Here is a 17,911-nt window from a genome sequence, read left to right as displayed (position 1 = left end):
CTAGGCCAAGACGCGGCGAAGGGCCCCGCAGATCGGCGAGGCCCTTCGAAGGCAGTGTTCCGAGCGGAACTACACGTCCTGGCGGGTCCGGTTCACAACCTTGGACCGCACAGTCGCCGCCAGCACGATGAACAGCAGTCCGTAGAGCACCAGCGGGATCGGCCCGGTCACAAACACCGAGTAATCGCCGTTGGAGGACAGCAGCGCGTCGCGCATGCTCGTTTCCGCCAGCGGGCCCAGCACCACACCAATCATCAACGGGGCCAGGGGCATCCCGTGCCGGCGCATGATGAAGCCAACCAGGCCGAGCCCAAGCAGCATCAGCAGATCGAACACCGCCCCGGAAGTGGCGTAGACGCCCAGGCCGCAGAAAACGGTAATCCCGGCGTACAGGTAAGGGGCCGGGATGAGGAGCAGCTTCGCCCAAAGCCCTGCGAAGGGCAGGTTGATGATGAGCAGCACCACCATCGCGATGAAGAAGCTCGCCAACAGTGCCCAGACCAGGTCGGGGGACCGGTCGAACAGCAGCGGACCCGGCTGCAGGCCGTACTGCTGGAACGCGGCGAGCATGATCGCTGCCGTGGCCGAAACCGGCAGACCCAGGGCCAGAAGTGCTCCCATGGCGGTTCCGGTGGTGGCGTTGCCGGCGGCTTCCGGAGCTGCCAGGCCGCGGATCGCGCCTTTGCCGAACTTCGGGTTCTTGCGGCGGCGGTCAATGCGCCGTTCCACGTCGTAGGAGATGAACGTCGGAATCTCGGACCCGCCGGCGGGGATGACGCCAAACGGCAAGCCGATCGCGGTGCCCCGGGCCCAGGCCGGGGCTGCCTCTTTGAGCTCGGCACGGGAGAGGAAGGGACGGCCTGCGGAGGCGATTTGCTTGCCGGCCGGATCCCGGCGGATGCGGGAGGCGATATGGAACACTTCGCCCAGCGCCAGGATGGCCACGGTCACGGTAATCAGGGAAATGCCGTCGAACATCTGCGGCGCACCGAAACTGAACCGCTCGGCGCCCGAGAACGGGTCGATACCCACGGTGGCGATGCCCAGACCGATCACGAGGGCCGCGAGGCCCTTTACCGCGGAGTCCGAGACCACGGAGGACGTGGCAACAAAAGCGAACAAGGCCAGCGCAAAGAATTCAGCCGGCCCGAAGTTGGCCGAGAAATCAGCCAGGGCGGGAGCTAGGAACACGACGAGGACGGAGGCCACCATGCCGCCGATAAACGCGCCGATCGCCGCGGTGGCCAGGGCCTGCGGGGCCCTGCCGTCCTTGGCCATTTTGTGCCCCTCGAACGTGGAAGCGATGGCCGAAGCCTGGCCCGGGGTGTTCATGAGGATTGCCATGGTGGAGTCGCCGAACATGCCGCCGAAATACACGCCGGCGAACATGATGAAAGCGGCAGTGGGGTCGAGGGCAAACGTTACGGGCAGCAGCAAAGCCACCGCCATCGAAGAGCCCAGTCCCGGCAGCACGCCGACGGCGGTGCCCAGAAGGCAGCCGACGAGCACCCATAGCATGTTCATCGGGGTCAGGGCCGAGGAGAAACCCTCCATCAACAGATTGAGTGAATCCACGTTAGAAACCTCCTCCAAGGATGCCGGACGGGAGGCTAAGTCCCAGACCGATTGAGAATGCCAGGTAAACAGCGCTGCTCATGAGCAGGGCAAGTGAGACGTCGAAGATGGGGCGGCGGCTGCCGAAGCCCTTCGCTACAAACCAGAACATGAGGGCGGCGGCAATGATCCAGCCCAGGGTTTCCAGAGTCAGGGCGAAGAGCAGGAAGCCTCCCGCCGTCCAGAGAACTGCCGACCAGTCCGTGAAGGTGCGGTACTTCCGCGAGGACGTCTCTGTGGGGTACTCCGGAGTCCGCACGTAGTGCAGCGCCAGCAGGGCAGCCAGGACATAACCGGCGACCATCAAGATGCCGGGGAAAAACTTCGGTCCGGGGAAGTCCGCACCCTCGCCCACGTCCATCGTGAGAATTCCGACCAGCAGATAAGTACTGAAGGCCACCATGACGAGGGAGAGGAGCAGCCCGCTGCGGCCGTCCCACCAAGAGGTGCGGACGGGAGGCTGCCCGTCAGCGCTGGTGCTGTTTTCGATCGGCTGTTCCGCCGTACCTGCGGACGAGGGCCCTGAAGTGCTCATCAGCCGATCTCCTTCACTAGTTCACCAATGCGCTGCTGCTCCGAGGTCATGAACTCGTCAAACTCGTCCCCGGTCAGGTAGACATCGGCCCATTTGTTGCGCTCCACGGCGGCCTGCCACTCGGGAGTCGCGATGGTTTCCTCGATCAGGGTCCGCAGCTCGGCGAATTCCTCATCGGTGATGCCCGGAGGTGCCACGAGGGCTCGCCAGTTGGCCAGATCCACGTCGTAGCCCTGCTCGGTCAAGGTAGGGATGTCGACGCCGTCGAGCCGCTGCGGGGCAGCCAGCCCGAGGGCGCGCAGCCGTCCCGCATCAATCTGGTCTTCGACGTCCTTGTATCCCGAGGTGGCAGCCTTGGCGGTGTCCGTGATGAGGGCCTGAGTCGCCTCGCCGCCGCCGGATTTGGGAATGTACGTGGTGTCCGAGGGATCCACGCCGGCAGCCAGAGCAAGTTCGGTCATGACCAACTGGTCAAACGTTCCGCCGCCGGTCCAGGCAATCGCCGCCGGATCAGCCTTCCAAGCCTGCACGAGCTCCTCGAGAGTCTGGTACGGGGAATCGGCCGGAACCACAACGACGTCGTACTCCTCCACCAGGCGGGCGATGGGCCGCACGTCGTCGTGCGTCACTGCCGAGTCCAGCTGCGCCACTCCGGCGACCAGCCCGGCACCCGTGACCAAGAGGTTGTTGGCCTGGCCGGACATGGTGGAAAGCTTGCCGAGGCCAATGGTGCCGGCAGCCCCGGGGATGTTGACCACCTGGGTGTTATTCACCAAACCGTTGGCACGCATGGCCTGCTGCTGCTCGCGCATGAACGTATCCCAGCCGCCACCGGCACCTGCCGGGGCAATCAGGGTGAGGTTTGCGCGGATGTCGGAACCGCCGGAAGCGGACTGGATGGAAAAGAAGCTGGCCAGACCGATCGTGGCGACAGCCACGATGCCATAGGCGGCCATTAAGATCGGATGCTTGCGACGTGCGCCGGACCCGGCTCGATCTGGTGATGAGCTCACAAAATCAACTGTCCTTAGTGGGGGTGGTAGAGACATAAAAGCTGGCCTGCACTCAGGATTGAGCGGACCACCTAATGACCCTAAGTGATATGCATCATATCGAGGGGGTCGCCCCGGGGGCCGCCCTTAATAAACTGCAGTTGTTTTGCTTTTTTCCATCGGGTGTGGGGAACCTGAAGGACAAATTCGCTCCCAGGGTGAACGCGTCGTCCTGTTGCACCCCCTCCTACCTCGGAGTATTCATGACCGTCATTGTTGCCCGCACCAGCACCCCCGAGGGCGAAGCTGCTCTTGCCGCCGCGCTCGAAGAAGCCCGACGCCGCCAGGAAGACCTGGTGGTTTTCAACCTCGAGGGCACCCAGCTTGATCCTGAGGGCAGCGAGCTCCAGGGCGTTCCGGTCACCTACCGGATGCCCGATGCCCGTGACCGCGATGCCGTGGGAGATTTCCTCGATGCCGCCGAAGAGGTTGGCGCCTCGGCCGTGGTGATCGGCGTCAGGCACCGCAGCAAGGTGGGCAAGTTCCTGCTCGGCAGTGCGGCGCAGCAGATCCTGCTCGAGGCCAACGCCCCGGTGATCGCGGTCAAGTCCCGGCGCTTCTAGGGCAAGCTGTAACGCCTGGCCGAATCTCCGGCCCCGCCCCGTTCATCCTCCGGAACAGGATCGAAACTCCGCCTCACTAGCTTGTTCGCACGAGCCACAGGAGGACACCACGAACAGAATCCAGATGGGCGGCCGTACCTCGCCGCGTCCCTGTCGTTGCGGCGGGCGGGATCGGTCAGATGACGCATCATCCCAGCGGTACCGCGCCGGGCTCGTCATTCGGGCGGCGGTTGCGCCGCACCAGGTGAGGGAGTGGCACCACCGTCGGGCGAGCATTTACGCACGCCCGTCGGTGGTGGCATCAGCCCCGAAGACCGCGTTGAACTCCGTGCTGGCGGCACCGGAGCGACAGGGCGAACACGATGACGCCCGTGCCGCGTGCCCCGACCGCGATTAGTTGCGCTCAGGGAGTCCAAATCAGAATGTCTGCCAGGCGTAGGAGCGACAACTGGTGTCCATCCGGTGTCCACTTCGTCGCAGCAAGGTCACACATCCAGTCTGCGTTCTCCCGGCTGTCTGCCATAGGGCCTGACGCACTGACTCGGGTTGCTTAGCACCGTAAAATTCTTGATCCGTGAATCGATCAGGGGAACGATGTGCGGGCGACGCCGGTGAAGGACTTTGGAAACCGACACCGCAGTCCACCATTTAACCTGTATCGCTGCCATACTTGCAGCGGCCAGACTTTGAACAGCACATTCAAGGTCCGGCAATTCATCGTAGGTTTCGAAAGCATCAGCACTACTCAGTTCAGTGAGTGCCTATTTAGCGCCTGAAGCAGGCGCTGCGCCGGTCCGTCATCATCCATGAACAGCGGGATAATATCTCGGGCGCTAAGTCGTAGGCTCAGGAGATTGGCCAGCAACACATCTGACGGAGTAAGAGGGGCTTCCCATTCGCCTCGACGATCATAGGTATGGAAGGCATATCCCAGCTTCGGGGACGTATATCGATCCAGCTTCTCCGAAGCTGCACTTTGTAACGACTTCAGGCTCTTCGCAGGCAATCCGCTCCCCCGTTGCTGCTCGTTCGGATACTCGTTGATGAGACCTGTTGGAGATACGCTAACGCATCCTATGGGATGCAACGCGCCCTCAAGCTAATCAAACCGAGCCGGAGCCCACCCTCACCAGCCCTCCTCAATCTCGTTAATGGGCATTTCCACCGCGGATGCGCGCCAATCTTCATCTATCTGTTGAATCTGCAGGGCACAATCGGCAGGCAACAGGTCCAGAAGCTCCCATTGCATAGATGCCAATTCAGCATCCAAGAGGGTGAGATAAATTTCCACGTTGGGGGGGCGAATCATCGGTGACAAGCAGGTCATTGAGCGCGAGGATCAGCTCTACGCGGGCCATCAGGATTGATAGCGGGGTTCCGCGAACACCGTACAAGTTGCCTAGGCATCCCCAGACGGTGAGTAGCTTGGTGCGTCCGTCGGAGAAGGGCGGAGCTTCAGGCCCGAAGCGGCAGATTTCCAGGATGCTGAGCATGGTCATTATCGGCAGACCCTCACCGCGTCGGTAACCGTCGATGAACTGTTCAATGAGCGGCCACACCGCGGCAATTCCGCGATTGAGCCGGGACGAGTCAGTGTCGCCTCCGGTGCGACCGAGGTGGGATGCCCAGAGGAACAGGGCCGGATCCGAGGGAAGGTATGAGAAAGACATGAAGCGGGTCCTTTCAAAGGCCTTTAAACAAAAATGCCCTCACCTTGACGAAGGCGGGGCGGGCGAAGGATTTCGGGCAGTTGATTATTACCGGTGGGAGGTATGCCTCCTCCAGTGGTCCGAGGTGTTTCCGAAGTATTGCGCCTTGTCATATGTGGTGCAGGAAGTACTAGGCGACACGCTTCTCCCCCGGTCCACTCCGGCTGCGCCGACGTTCCTGTGGCTGCCCCATACTCCGATGTACCGGTAACTGGCTGGATTCCTCCGTTCCGCACAACTGCGTGCAGGGCGTCAATCCACAGGGGGAAGCGCTGGTCGATTCGTGTCAGGGCCTCCTCGCAGCCAGGAGCGCGTCCCAACACTGCGAGATAGGCCTTCAGGATTTCCCAATAGCGCTGGCGCTGACGAAGAGGCATCTCGACGGGGCTACACAGCATCTTCGCTGGGGCTACAACAAGTAGTCAGCGAGCTGCCAAGGACTGATCGTGGTCGGGTATTTCAGCTACCAGCAGCAGGGCCTCCCAGACGTCGATGAGAGAGGACCTGGGATCCGCTGTGTTTTCCGCGCGGGCAATATGTCGGCGCAGTTCGTTGACCGTACGCGCTGTGAACAACCGGGGACCCGACAGCAGTCCAGCTACTGAGTCCATGACTACTTCGAATGGACTCCGGCTCTGGGCGCCACTGCCTGCTTTTGATGGCGTGATGGCTCTGCGATAGGCAGTGTCGATGTGGCTGGCAAAAAGGGTGGATATGTTGGTTCCTTCCTAATTTTGGGCATAAAAAAAGGCCCCGTGGGGGCCTGCTGCGCTTGAACGAACGACTTTGGAACTTATGAGGCAATCTGCCAGACTGCTGGATAACTAGTCACTTGATGGGTGACCGCTCGCCAGCTTCATGCTCGCCGGTAATCTCTTGTTCTACTCTTAAGCGTACCTAGAACTTCCGGGACATGGAAGTTAAGCCCCGCCGGGACCGTTGTCACAACGCAGGGAAACTGAATTGCATGCCCACCGCTTGATTTCTCATTATCCCACTAACATCCGTTACAGGACCACCTGTATGTGGGCCCTCAGAGCAGCTGCCGCGCGTTTGCCCGTGCGATGTCGATGAGGTCGCAGCCGTTCCCGGCGAGCAGCGTGCGCGGCGCGTAGACCGCAAAAAGATCTGGATGCCCTACTGGTCATGGAATGCGGTGACCGAGGCGATCCGCCGGGAGAAGGGCATCGAGTGGAATGCTCACCCGGCATGAGGAGGAATTGGCATTCGCCGCCGCAGGTGAAGCGGCGCTGACTGGCGAGCTCGCGGTGTGCGCAGGCAGCTGCGGCTCCGGCAACATGCACCTCATCAACGGGCTCTACGACGCGCACCGCAGCCGGGTTCCCGTGCTCGCCATCGCTTTCAGTCCATCGGCGTCAGGGAAGACGCTGTCACGGTGGAGGATATCTTTGGTCTACAGTTGCCGCTGCGAGCGGGTCGTCGTCGCGCTTCTAGCCGCGGTCAATAATGAGAGAAACACTGTGAACGGCACGCTTTAATATCAAAACTTGTCATACCTATGAGAAGCGTCATTAATCTGAGATGTTTGACACATGGATTACAACCTTGAAGCTCTCAGCTGGCGGCAGTTCGAACAGATGACTCAGGCACTCTGCCTGAAGGTTGTTGGTCCAAAAGTCTCAGTATTCGGAGACGGTCCAGATGGAGGACGAGAAGCGACGTGGCAGGGCGACAACCCTTCGCTTGGATCGCTGGATAGATGGAACGGATATGCGGTGCTTCAAGCTAAAATGCACCTCCATCATGAGGACACAGGCAGAAACCTTTCGTGGTTGACCGCTCAGGTAAAGAGCGAACTCCGCGCCTGGGCAGCGCCAGATACGAAAAGAACGCCGCAACCAGACTTTCTGTTGTTCGCAACTAACGTACGCCTCTCCCCGTCTGGCAAGGATGCCATCAGGGAGACCATAAATGAACAAGTATCCGAGCTGAAGCTGCCCCTCAGAGACTTTCGGGTGTGGGACCGTGACGACATTCGCGGACTGCTGGACGATGCACCGGGTATCAGGGCCAAGTACTCGTCTCTCATCACCGTAGGCGACCTCATCACTCAACTTCTAGATCGTTCCCAAGCAGACGAGGCTAACTTCGCTGATGCGCTGATCCTTCATGCAGCCAGTGAGTTCAGTGACGATTTCCACCTCAAGCTATCGCAAACTGGCACTTATGGTGACAGGCGTATAGCAGTAGCAGATGTATTCGTAGACCTGCCCTTAAACGAACCATTGCAACTGGGAAGCGTGTCTCACGACGACGAATTCGAGGCGATCGAGCTAAACGTAGTGGCGGGACTTATTCAACGTTTTGATTATCTTACAACCGCAACGGATGCTGAAGAGGGGATCAAGAAAAAGTGTGTGCTTATTGGCGGGCCAGGGCAAGGGAAAAGCACAGTAACGCAATTCCTTGCCCAAATCTATCGGGCATCGTTTATAGCTGATTCCACACTTGCGCATGACCAGGATATTCTCCCCGATATTAACCGGGTTCTCAAAAGGGCGGAAACAATTGCCGTTCCGCTGCCGAAGGCCCGACGTTGGCCGTTTCGGATCGACCTGACTCACCTGGCGGATTCACTCGCATCAGGTGAATCTAACGGCCTATTGGAATATATTACTAAATTCATTGAGAAGAGCTCCGAGCGAGTGATCCATGTGGATCGCTTACATGAATGGCTCGGCACGTTCCCGTGGTTGCTTATTCTTGACGGATTAGACGAGGTTCCCAATTCCAGCAACCGTGATCAAGTAATCCGTTCTATACGTGATTTCGGGCTGAAGTCTGCCGCATGCGGAGGTGATGTAACCATCGTGGCGACAACGCGACCGCAAGGATACAGCGAAGAATTTGATCCTAAGGTGTACACCCACATGGAACTTGCCAGCTTGCCCTTGGACGTTGCTTTGGACTACGCCAAAGGATTTATATCCGTCCGCATGGAAGGCGGTTCAACACGAGCGGAATCGGTGTTCAAAGGACTACTACGTGCCAGTGCTGATGAAAGTACTTCCAAGTTATTTTCCTCACCGCTTCAAGTGACTATTTTGACGGTTCTAATCGAGACATCTGGTCAAGTGCCGAAGGACCGCTGGAAATTATTCCTTCGATACTACGATGTTATAAACCAGCGAGAACTTGAAAAGGGTGGCGAGCTTTCGGAGCTCCTGCAAGATTACGAAACAGACGTCGTATACTTACACCGTCATATCGGTAATCTGCTACAACGTCGAAGTGCCGGGGTTGGCGACACGTCAGCTACAATTTCGCGAGAAGAGTTTCTCGCGATTGTTCGTGATCGACTAACTGAAATGGATCACGAACCGGCTAAAGTTGCGTTCCTTACCAAAGAATTTCTGAGGCTGGTTACCGATCGACTTGTCTTCCTCGCCGTAGTTTCATCGGGACGTATTGGCTTCGAAATACGCAGCCTCCAAGAGTTCATGGCGGGCGCTTACGTCTCAGATTTGCCGGATTCGGAGATAATACCTACTATTCGCGACCTTGCAAGAATCCCCTATTGGCGCAACGTGGTTCTTTTCGCTATCGGATACGTATTTACCAGCAAGGACCATTTGAAGGCTGAGATTCCTCAACTATGTGATGAGCTGGACGATGATGATATCGACGGTGCTGTTGTTAGGAGCGGAGGGTTGCTAGCCTTGGACATACTGTTGGACGGAGCATCTCAGTCGCAGCCTAGGTTTGCAAAGCGCCTAGCTCGACGGGCCGCACTCCTCCTCGACGGTCCAATACAGCAGCGAGTGGACGAGTTCTCACGTTTCTCGGACTACGTTGTTGCGCCCATACTTAGAGGAGCCGCTCAGTCCCTCGGCGAAACTACGCCAAGTGGGTGGATCAACCGTGTCATAGCAAGCTGGCCGATGCTGACAGATGCGGATGTTCGGCGCTCTCATGTTTTGTCGATATTTGAGCTGGCGGGGGAAGCATCACGATCGGGAATTCTACGTATTGCTTCCGAGAGAGACGATCCAGCTCTCCTTGAGTCGCTGGAAGAACACATCGGAACATACAGCCCCTCGCTTGTTCTCTCAGAAATGAGACCTGTCTTTTGGCGAGGTCCCAAGAGCGATGATAAGAGTACTGCCAATTGGATGACAATAGCGCTACGCGCTGTGGGTCGCATCGGACAACGCAACATAATAAGCCTTGGTGGGTCTGAGAGTAGTCTCTTCAGGATCACCATAATGCCACTGTCAGCAAAAGTGGACGAGTGGGCGGTTGTCGCTGAACTGAAATTCGATCACCCTGGGTGGAAGTTTCTTGCAAATATAGGGAAGTTTGTCCAGAGCCCGTCGATGGAAAAATTGGCCGAGCTAATACTTGAGATGAAGACGCTGGATACTGCTGATCGCCGCTTTGCCCAGACAGGTCCTTGGGTGCTGGCTGCCTGCCATACGGCAGCAGTGCGGTATGTGGAAGGGTCTAGTGCAGCTAGCATCGATCAAGCTCTGGATAATCTGGCAGCTCAATGTCTACGGGGGAATCTTGGAACGCCCGATGACTGGCGTTCTGCGGAGAGACGTTTATCGAATTTACCTTTCGACGCAGGGCTCCGCCGAGTAGGGCCTGCGATTGGTAGGGAGCCGGAGGCATCACTGCCGATTTGGCCCGGACTAGCCGAAGAAGGAATTTCATTATTCGGATGCAATTTCTCATATAGAATGCCAGATTCTTCCGAAAGCATCGAGAAAGTAGACTCGGAACTGCGAGAATTAGTTCGATTACTGAAGACCGCAACTGGCAGGATGCATATAGCCGCCGCTTTTCATTATGGGTCTTTTGTTGCATCGATGAGTGTGGATCGCTCAAAGGACTTGGGTAGTAATGCGACACTCGAAGGCAACTCTTGGGATGAGCTCCGAACTTTCTTGGAAAAGACCTGCCATGATCTGCCGGATGGTGTGCCTGCCTGGGCTGGTTGGGCGTTCTCGAATGAGTCCGTAAACGTACAGCGTTCTGATTATCCAAGAATGCTAGAGAAATTGGGTGGTATGGCGCTCAATGTGCGATTTCCAATCATGCCCTCAGGCCAGCTAACATGGGTAACAGGCGGTGCGACCTATTCGGCTGAAGGCTGGAAGCGGTATCGATTGGCCTTTACATATGCACCCGGATTGGTTCACGAATTAGAAGAATACGAGCTGGCGTATATCGCGTCGAAGGCTGGCGAGTGTAAGCCTGCAGCTCAGCTAGCTGAACTGGCTCAACTGATGAATGCATCCGAAAGCGAACTTGTATCCGGTGCATACGATGACAGCATCCGTTCAGTCTGCATAGATTATGAGCGGGGCGAATCAAATCGGTTTAACCAGGTCTTGAGGATGATACTTTCTGGTAACGATAAGTCTCAGAATCTAATCCGGCGCATAGCCAAGGTAGCGCTTGATGAGTTTCCTGTCCAAGCAACCAGATACGTAGAGATGCTGAATTCGCCGCCCCATGAGATTGAGGTTTCCTATGGAGCAGATGAGTCGTAGGGATGTGTGGGTGGCAATTCTGCGCATGGAGTATGCCAAGCAGACGTCGTGGGTGTTCGGCGTGCAATCGGCGCCCTGGGGACTCTATGGTTTTCGTCAAGTGTCCAGGTCAAGGGAATCGAGCCCCCCCCTAAACCTACTAGCTGTGCCCCATCCCACGGTCTGAGTTTCGTCAGATCGGCCATATTCAACTCGTCACCGTAGCTCCAAGCCGTCGGTAGAAATCAACAACACTCGAAACCAACGCAATGCACTCTCCCACCCGGCTAAAATCGAGGAGGCCCGTTTTACCCCCACCGCCTGGCCGGAAAGCGCAGTATGTCCTTCATCGAAAACACGGTTGCCCGCTGGGCGGAACTGCAGCGGCTCCAAGCCACCCCGGGCTGGAAACTGACCACGGCCAACCCCTGGGTGCTGGCCCTGTTCCGGGAGGCGTTCGGGCGCACCCGGCCGCGGATCCCGCTAGAAGAATTCCACAACATGACGGACGGTTTCCTGCGCCAGCTGCGGATCTCCGGAGTCAGCCTGCGCGAGGACTGGACCGGCAAGAACTACGCCGATGACTGGGTCACCCGCCGCTTCCTGGCCCGCCCCCGCGTGGACGGCCGCTTCGTCTACGAACTCACCGAATCCTCCGTGCGGTTCCTGTCCTATCTGGACGGCAACACCTCGGACAAGACCAGCCTGAACTCCTCCCGGCTGGCCACCCTGCTCTCCCGGGTGGAAAACCTCGCCCACGAAACCAACCCGGACCCCGCTGCCCGCATCGCCGTCCTTAAAGAAGAGGTCGCCCGGCGCGAAGAGCTGATCCGAGACCTGGAATCCGGCGAGGCACCGGCCCCGGTGGACGGGGACACCGCCGTCGAAGCCGCCCAGGACATCCTCGACCTCGCCGCCGCCCTGCCGGCGGACTTCAAGCGGATGCGCGACGGCCTGGAGAAGATGCTGCACGCCCTGCGCCAGGAAATGGTGGAATCCATCGCCGCCAAGGGCCTGACCATGGGCGAAATCCTCGAAGCGGACCGGAAGCTGCGCAACACCAGCGAAGGCCGCACCTACGAGGGCTTCACCGCCTTCCTGAATGACGCAGAGCAGCAGGACCGCTTCCGCGCCGCCATCGCCGAGGTGCTGGAACGGGACTTCGCCGAGGACCTGAGCCCCGAAGACCGGCAGGGCCTGCACCGGCTGATCAGCGACATGCGCGGCCAGGCCACCGAAATCCACCGCATCTACGGCCGGCTCTCCGAATCCATGCACACCTACGTCCAAAGCGACGAGTACCGCGAATCGGTCCAGCTGCGCCAGCTGATCCGCACCGCAGAGACCGCCATCCACAAGGCTCCGCGCAGCAAACGCCGCACCGCCGTCGTGCCGGCACCGCTGCTGCACGGCGCGGCCTTTGAATCGCTCGGCATGGTGCACCTCTTTAACCCCGCCGACCACGCGCCGCCGCCCAAGCTGCCGGCACCGCCGTCGTTCACTGAATCCGACATCCACCGCTCCGTCCGCACCCCGCGCGCCAACCGCCGGGCCCTGCGCGACGCCGTCACCCGCGCCGCCGGCACCCGCGGCACCGCCACGGTGGGCGAGATCTTCGCCGAACTCGCCCCCGAGGACCGGCACCTGAACAGCATCCGCGCCCTGCTCTCGGCAGCCCTGGAAGCCGGCTCCGCGGACTTCTCCCCCGCCTCCCGCGGCGGCAGCACCCCCGCCGGGCTGGCCGCACAACCTGAATCCATCACCTTTACCCAGATCGACGGCAGCGAGCGCACCGCGCTGCTGCCCGCCGTCGCCGTCGCGAAAGCTCCCACCCATGAGTGAAACCAGCCTCGACTCCGCGGACGCCCCCGCACCCGCAGAGGACACCGATTTTGACGCGGACGGTTACCCCGCCGCGCCGGCCCCCGCGGAACGGAACGTCCTGGTGGACGGACCCGAACTGTTCCCCGGCGACACCGGAACCCTGCCGCTGAAACTGCGCCAGGCCCTGATCCGGCTGCTGCGCGGCCCGTACCTGGATGCCACCAGCAGCGACAACGTCTACAACACCGTGGTGGATAACCAGGCCGAGCTGCGCACCCGGCTCAGTGAACTGTTCCTGACCCTGGTCATCGACGAGGACCGCAAGGTTGCCCTGCTGCGCCCGGTGGACATGCCTGAGCCGCACACCGCCGTCCTGCAGCGCCAGCGCGAAATGACCCGCGAGGAAACCCTGCTGCTGCTGCGCATGCGCCTGCTGCTGGACCGGCACGCCGGCACCGGCAACGACGCCGTGATTGCCCGCACCGACATCCTGGAAATCATCGAGGGCTACGTCGATCCCGGCCAGCGCGACGCCAAGTCCGTCGAGGACGTGGCCGACGCCGCCATCCGCAAACTCGTGCAGGAACGCCGGCTGCTGCTGCCCACCGAGGTGGAGAACGTCTGGGTCATCTCCGGCGCCCTGCCGCTGGCACTGCCGTATGAACACATCGGCGACATTGTCACCTTCATGCAGGCCCTGACGGACGCCGCCGGCGAACAGCCCGAACTGCCCGACCCCGAACTGCCCGAACCGGCATCAGCCAACGACGGCGAGGACATCGCGTGAGCATCGAAACCACCCTTCCCATGGGCGACCTGATCAACCCCGGCCAGAACCGGCTCTCCTCCGTGCAGATCGTGAACTGGGGAACGTTCGACGGCGCACACACCATCTACGTGGACCGCGCCGGCACCCTGCTCACCGGCGACTCCGGCGTGGGCAAGTCCACCATCTTCGACGCGATGCTCCAGGTCATGGACGCCCGGCCCAAAATGAACGAGGCCGCGCAGAACAACGGCGGGTCCCTGGCCGAGGAAAAGCGCACCGCGTTCTCCTACATGCGCGGCCGCCTGGGCACCCAGGGCTCCGGGCAGCCCGCGTCCGGCGGAACCGGCACAGCGCCCGACGACGGCGCCGCCTCGGGTGCCGACGGCACCGCCTACCAGCGCCCCGGCGCCACCTGGTCCGCCGTCTGCCTGACCTTCGACAACGGTCTGGGCCAGATCACCAGCCTCTCGGTCCTGATGGACCTGCCCGCCAACGGCACCGAGCACCATGTTGGCCGGTTCTACGCGGTGCACAACCGGCCGCTGGACGTCCGCGCCCTGGAAACCGAGATGCGCGGCCGCTTCACCAAGGGCAGCCTCGAAGCGCTGCTGCCCGGCGCGGCCGTCTTCGATTCACACAAGATGTTCGCCGAACGCTTCCGCACCGCCCTGGGGGTGGAGGACGAGAAGGCCTTTGGCCTGCTGCGCATCCTGCAGACCGGCAAGGGCCTGGGCGGCACGGTCAACGACTTCTTCCGCACCAACGTGCTGGACACCCCCAAGACCCTGGCCGCCGCCGATGAAGCGGTGGAGGACTTCAGCCACCTGCGCAGCATCCGCCGGCAGCTCGAACGCGCCCGCCAGCAGCGCGACCACCTGGCCGACGTGCCGGACCTGCACCGGCTCTTCACCACCGCCGACGCCGAACTGCGGCACAACCGCGCCCTCACCAAGGAGGGGCTGCCCGCGTACCGGCAGCGCCTGACCCTGGCCAGCCACGAACGCGACGTCGCCCGGCTCACCGCCCAGGAGGAGACCGGCGCCCGCGAACTGGCCGCCGCGGAAATCCGCCGCGACGACCTGAAGCAGAAGGTCAACGCCCTCGCCGCCCGCTACAGCGAAGAGGGCGGCGGCACCATCGCCACGCTCGAACGCGAACTGGCCGCCGCCGTCGTGCAGCTGAACTCCCGCGTGGCGCTGGAGGAAACCGCCCGCGGGGAACTCGCCGCCGCCGGCATCGACGTCGACTTCTCCCCCGCCGGGCTGGTCACCGCCCGCAGCCGCGCCGCCGAACTTGTGAAGTCCCTGACCGCCGAGGTGGAGGCCGCCCGCGAACGCAGCTCCGACGCGCACGGCCAGGCCTGGCAGCTCAAGGGGCAGATCGCCAAGCTGGAAAACGACATTGGCTCCTTCCGCCGCCGCACCTCCAACATCCGGCAGGAATCCCTGGACCAGCGCGCACGGATCTGCGCCGCCACCGGCCTGGACGAGGCGGACCTGCCCTTCGCCGCCGAACTGATCGACCTGGAACCGGAACAGCAGCAGTGGCGGCCCGCCGCCGAACGCACGCTGCGCTCCCTGGCCACCGCCCTGCTGGTGCCCGGCGAGCACATGCGCGCCGTCACCCGCTACCTCTCCGAAACCAACCTCAACGGCTTCCTGCGCTGCATCGACGTCAGCGTGCCGGTGGAGGGACCGTCCGAGCCCGGACCGCGGGACCTGATCACCAAGCTGGTCACGCAGGACTCCGAGATGGGCGACTGGGTGGCCCGCAAGATCACCGCGCACTACGACTTTGTCTGCGTGGAGGATCCGGACGAGCTGGCCGGGATCTCCCGCGGCGTGAGCCTGGGCGGCGCGGTCAAGCGCAACTCCTCCACCACGGAGAAGGATGACCGGCACGCCAAGGCCTCGGACAACGTGCTGGGCTTTGACAACAAGGACACCGTCGCCGCCCTGGGCAACGACCTGCTGGCCCTGCGCGACCGCTACACCGAAGCCGACACCCGCTCCCAGGCACAGGCCCAGACCCAGGCGGAACTGGTCAGCCGGCTCGCCGCCGTCCGCCGCGTCGCCGCCGACACCCGGCCCTGGGAGGAGCTCTCCGCCGCCGCCCAGCGCGACGCCGTCGCTGCCGCCACCGACGCGCTGGACTCGGCCCGGGACGCCAACACGGACCTGGACCAGATCCGCTTCGAACTGGACACCGCCGAGCTGGATTCCACCGCCGCGATCGAACGGATCGGCGTGCTCAAGGGCGACCTGGCCCGCACCCGCGAACAGCTCGCCGCCGCCACCGGCCGCCGGGACACCCTGGCCGCCAAGGCACTGGGCGCCCTGGATGCGTCCCTGCAGGAGGCGCTGGAGGAACTCTTCGCCCCCTTCGGCGAGATCACCGACGTCGTGCGCCTACAGGAGGCCGCCGCCGAGGTGGAACGGACCCTGATCACCGAGGGCGCCCGGCTGGAAAAGACGCTGCTGGAAACGAAGAACCGGCTGGAGCGGACCTTCGAGACGTACACGGACAAGTGGGGCTCGGACTTCGGCACCTCGGTGGACGCCGCCGGTGCCTACGCGGAGCGGTTCGAGAGCATCGTCTCCGAGGGCCTGCCGCAGCACGAAACCGAGTTCCGCGAATACTTCAACAACCGCACCTACGAGCGGTTCAGCGACCTGCTCGCGCTGCTGGACGAGGAACGGCGCAGCATTTCCTCGCGCCTGTTGCCGCTGAACTCGGTGCTGCAGCGGGTGGAATACCATGTGGACAGCCATCTGGAGATCGAGGTCAAAACCACGGTTCCCGACGCCGCGCACAAGTTCCGCACCGAACTGAAAAACGCGCTGCCGATGATGGGGATGCGGCAGAACAAGGCGGACATGGACGCCCGGTACACCGCGCTGGAGAACCTGGTGGACCGGCTGAAGGATCCGGAGGAGCGCCGCTGGCGGGCCGAGGTCCTGGATGTGCGCTCCCACGTGACCATCACCTGCACGCACCGCCTCGCCAACGGCCAGGCCTACACCAACCTGCAGGCGTCGCTGATGTCCGGCGGCGAAGGCCAGCGCTTCACGGCGTTCATCATGGCGTCCGCGCTGGCCTACCAGCTGGGCATCGTGAGCCAGGGCTTCAGCACCTACGGCACGGTGATGATGGATGAGGCTTTTGTGAAGTCGTCGCTGTCCTTCGCGGAGGCGTCCATCAATGCGCTGCATGAGTTCGGCTTCCAGCTGCTGCTCGCCGCGCCCGAGGACAAGGTGGACCTGTCCCGGTTCCTGGGCTCGGTTACCGAGATCCTGCGCGACGACGCCGCCAACCGTTCCGGGGTGCTGGAACGGGACATCCGGCGCGGCTCCGGTTCGGTGCCGGTGAACATCCTGCTGCGGTAGGCAGACGACGGCGGGTGACGACGGCGGGCCGCTGCCGCCGTCGTCGTCTCCCGGCTACCCGCCGATCCGGTCCAGTTCGGCGAGGTCTGCGGCGGAGAGAATCAGTGCGGCGCCGGCGGCGTTTTCGCGCAGGTGCTCCGCTGAGGAGGTGCCGGGGATCAGCAGGATATTCGGGGAACGCTGCAGCAGCCAGGCCAGGGCGACGGCCATGGGCGTGGAGTCCCGGCGGTTGGCCACGGCCAGGAGTGCCTTGGACTGCAGCGGGGTGAAGCCGCCCAGCGGGAAGAACGGAACGTAGGCGATGCCGTCCCGCGCCAGGGCGTCGATCAGTGCGTCGTCAGAGCGGAACGCGAGGTTGTACATGTTCTGCACTGACACAATCGGTGCGATGGCCCGCGCCTCCGCCACCTGCTCCGGCAGCACGTTGCTCAGGCCCAGATGCCGGATCATCCCCTGCTCCTGCAGCTCGACGAGCGTTTCGAAGGCCTCTGCGAGGGACTCCGCCACGGGCCCGCTGCTGTCGCCCATCCGCAGGTTCACGGCGTCGAGCACCGGCAACCCGAGTGTTTCAAGGTTCTCCTCCACGGCGCGGCGCAGCTGCTCCGACGTGCGCGCCGGCGGCCAGCCGCCCTGCCCGTCGCGGACGGCCCCGACCTTGGTCACGATGTGCAGTGCTTCGGGGTAGGGGTGCAGCGCCTCGCGGATAAGCTGATTGGTGATGCGGGGTCCGTAGGCCTCGGCGGTGTCGATGTGGGTGATGCCCAGCTCCACTGCCGTGCGGAGGACGGCCAGGGCGCCGTCGACGTCGGCGGGCGGGCCCATGACCCCGGGACCGGCCAGCTGCATGGCACCGTAGCCGAACCGGGATACGTTGAGGTCGCCGAGGGTCCAGGTTCCGCCCGGGAGGGAGGTTGTCAAAGAGTTCATTTGCTGCCTTGTCTTCGTGAAATGCCGGAGAGTT

The 17,911-nt window shown here is 62.1% G+C and carries 12 protein-coding genes and 1 pseudogene; 6 read left to right on the top strand and 7 right to left on the bottom strand.

All coding sequences use genetic code 11. The features are described 5' to 3' along the window. Positions 1 to 69 precede the first annotated feature (69 nt). Genes QMA10_RS05670 through QMA10_RS05660 form a run of 3 tightly spaced genes read right to left on the bottom strand, consistent with a single transcriptional unit; the run spans position 70 to position 3,105 of the window. Complete coding sequence (locus tag QMA10_RS05670) at positions 70 to 1,575, bottom strand: tripartite tricarboxylate transporter permease (protein ID WP_290166857.1); 1,506 nt, start codon at positions 1,573 to 1,575, stop codon at positions 70 to 72. Between the two features lies 1 nt (position 1,576). Continuing rightward, complete coding sequence (locus tag QMA10_RS05665; RefSeq protein ID WP_290166856.1) at positions 1,577 to 2,149, bottom strand: tripartite tricarboxylate transporter TctB family protein; 573 nt, start codon at positions 2,147 to 2,149, stop codon at positions 1,577 to 1,579. Next, entirely contained in the window at positions 2,149 to 3,105 is a 957-nt protein-coding gene (locus tag QMA10_RS05660) for a tripartite tricarboxylate transporter substrate-binding protein (protein WP_290166855.1), read from the bottom strand. Before QMA10_RS05660 ends, QMA10_RS05665 begins: the two co-directional genes overlap by 1 nt. A gap of 299 nt (positions 3,106 to 3,404) precedes the next feature. Here QMA10_RS05660 and QMA10_RS05655 point away from each other — a divergent pair, with 299 nt between their 5' ends. Beyond that, positions 3,405 to 3,764: a universal stress protein gene (locus QMA10_RS05655; RefSeq protein WP_290166854.1), complete on the top strand. Its 360-nt coding sequence runs from the start codon at positions 3,405 to 3,407 to the stop codon at positions 3,762 to 3,764. Positions 3,765 to 4,249: 485 nt separating this feature from the next. Here QMA10_RS05655 and QMA10_RS17660 read toward each other — a convergent pair whose 3' ends face one another. The 3 genes from QMA10_RS17660 to QMA10_RS05645 all read right to left on the bottom strand — a co-directional run bounded on the left by QMA10_RS17660 (position 4,250) and on the right by QMA10_RS05645 (position 6,084). After that, positions 4,250 to 4,477 carry a DUF6308 family protein gene (locus tag QMA10_RS17660; RefSeq protein WP_356833884.1) on the bottom strand — a complete coding sequence of 76 codons (228 nt, stop codon included), beginning with the start codon at positions 4,475 to 4,477 and terminating at the stop codon, positions 4,250 to 4,252. Between the two features lie 546 nt (positions 4,478 to 5,023). Further along, positions 5,024 to 5,434, bottom strand: a complete 411-nt coding sequence (locus QMA10_RS05650) for a hypothetical protein (protein WP_290166853.1) — start codon at positions 5,432 to 5,434, stop codon at positions 5,024 to 5,026. A gap of 461 nt (positions 5,435 to 5,895) precedes the next feature. Then, positions 5,896 to 6,084, bottom strand: a complete 189-nt coding sequence (locus QMA10_RS05645; RefSeq protein WP_290166852.1) for a hypothetical protein — start codon at positions 6,082 to 6,084, stop codon at positions 5,896 to 5,898. A gap of 521 nt (positions 6,085 to 6,605) precedes the next feature. On the opposite strand from QMA10_RS05645, the pseudogene QMA10_RS05640 reads away from it, so the two are divergent. The 5 genes and pseudogenes from QMA10_RS05640 to QMA10_RS05620 form a co-directional block, all read left to right on the top strand. Beyond that, a pseudogene (locus QMA10_RS05640) lies at positions 6,606 to 6,834 on the top strand (thiamine pyrophosphate-binding protein); the annotation flags it as partial. Between the two features lie 192 nt (positions 6,835 to 7,026). Then, on the top strand, positions 7,027 to 10,992 hold the full coding sequence (locus tag QMA10_RS05635; protein ID WP_290166851.1) for a hypothetical protein: 3,966 nt from the start codon (positions 7,027 to 7,029) through the stop codon (positions 10,990 to 10,992). A gap of 318 nt (positions 10,993 to 11,310) precedes the next feature. Then, complete coding sequence (locus tag QMA10_RS05630; RefSeq protein ID WP_290166850.1) at positions 11,311 to 12,813, top strand: DUF3375 domain-containing protein; 1,503 nt, start codon at positions 11,311 to 11,313, stop codon at positions 12,811 to 12,813. Next, entirely contained in the window at positions 12,806 to 13,582 is a 777-nt protein-coding gene (locus tag QMA10_RS05625) for a DUF4194 domain-containing protein (protein ID WP_290166849.1), read from the top strand. The genes QMA10_RS05630 and QMA10_RS05625 overlap by 8 nt, the downstream gene beginning before the upstream one ends. Next, positions 13,579 to 16,950 carry an ATP-binding protein gene (locus QMA10_RS05620; protein WP_290166848.1) on the top strand — a complete coding sequence of 1,124 codons (3,372 nt, stop codon included), beginning with the start codon at positions 13,579 to 13,581 and terminating at the stop codon, positions 16,948 to 16,950. The genes QMA10_RS05625 and QMA10_RS05620 overlap by 4 nt, the downstream gene beginning before the upstream one ends. Before the next feature lie 54 nt (positions 16,951 to 17,004). Here the strand turns inward: QMA10_RS05620 and QMA10_RS05615 are convergent, their stop codons facing one another. Next, positions 17,005 to 17,877: an oxidoreductase gene (locus tag QMA10_RS05615; RefSeq protein WP_290166847.1), complete on the bottom strand. Its 873-nt coding sequence runs from the start codon at positions 17,875 to 17,877 to the stop codon at positions 17,005 to 17,007. Positions 17,878 to 17,911 lie beyond the last annotated feature (34 nt).

The sequence above is a fragment of the Arthrobacter sp. APC 3897 genome (assembly GCF_030407495.1).
Lineage (GTDB): Bacteria > Actinomycetota > Actinomycetes > Actinomycetales > Micrococcaceae > Arthrobacter_B.
This window is presented reverse-complemented; position numbering and strand designations above follow the sequence as displayed.

What these genes read in the sequence shown, in the direction of transcription:
- QMA10_RS05665 (WP_290166856.1), bottom strand. Translation starts at nt 2,149, where the DNA reads ATGAGCACTTCAGGGCCCTCGTCCGCAGGTACGGCGGAACAGCCGATC.
- QMA10_RS05660 (WP_290166855.1), bottom strand. Translation starts at nt 3,105, where the DNA reads ATGGCCGCCTATGGCATCGTGGCTGTCGCCACGATCGGTCTGGCCAGC.
- QMA10_RS05655 (WP_290166854.1), top strand. Translation starts at nt 3,405, where the DNA reads ATGACCGTCATTGTTGCCCGCACCAGCACCCCCGAGGGCGAAGCTGCT.
- QMA10_RS05650 (WP_290166853.1), bottom strand. Translation starts at nt 5,434, where the DNA reads ATGTCTTTCTCATACCTTCCCTCGGATCCGGCCCTGTTCCTCTGGGCA.
- QMA10_RS05645 (WP_290166852.1), bottom strand. Translation starts at nt 6,084, where the DNA reads ATGGACTCAGTAGCTGGACTGCTGTCGGGTCCCCGGTTGTTCACAGCG.
- QMA10_RS05635 (WP_290166851.1), top strand. Translation starts at nt 7,027, where the DNA reads ATGGATTACAACCTTGAAGCTCTCAGCTGGCGGCAGTTCGAACAGATG.
- QMA10_RS05630 (WP_290166850.1), top strand. Translation starts at nt 11,311, where the DNA reads ATGTCCTTCATCGAAAACACGGTTGCCCGCTGGGCGGAACTGCAGCGG.
- QMA10_RS05625 (WP_290166849.1), top strand. Translation starts at nt 12,806, where the DNA reads ATGAGTGAAACCAGCCTCGACTCCGCGGACGCCCCCGCACCCGCAGAG.
- QMA10_RS05615 (WP_290166847.1), bottom strand. Translation starts at nt 17,877, where the DNA reads ATGAACTCTTTGACAACCTCCCTCCCGGGCGGAACCTGGACCCTCGGC.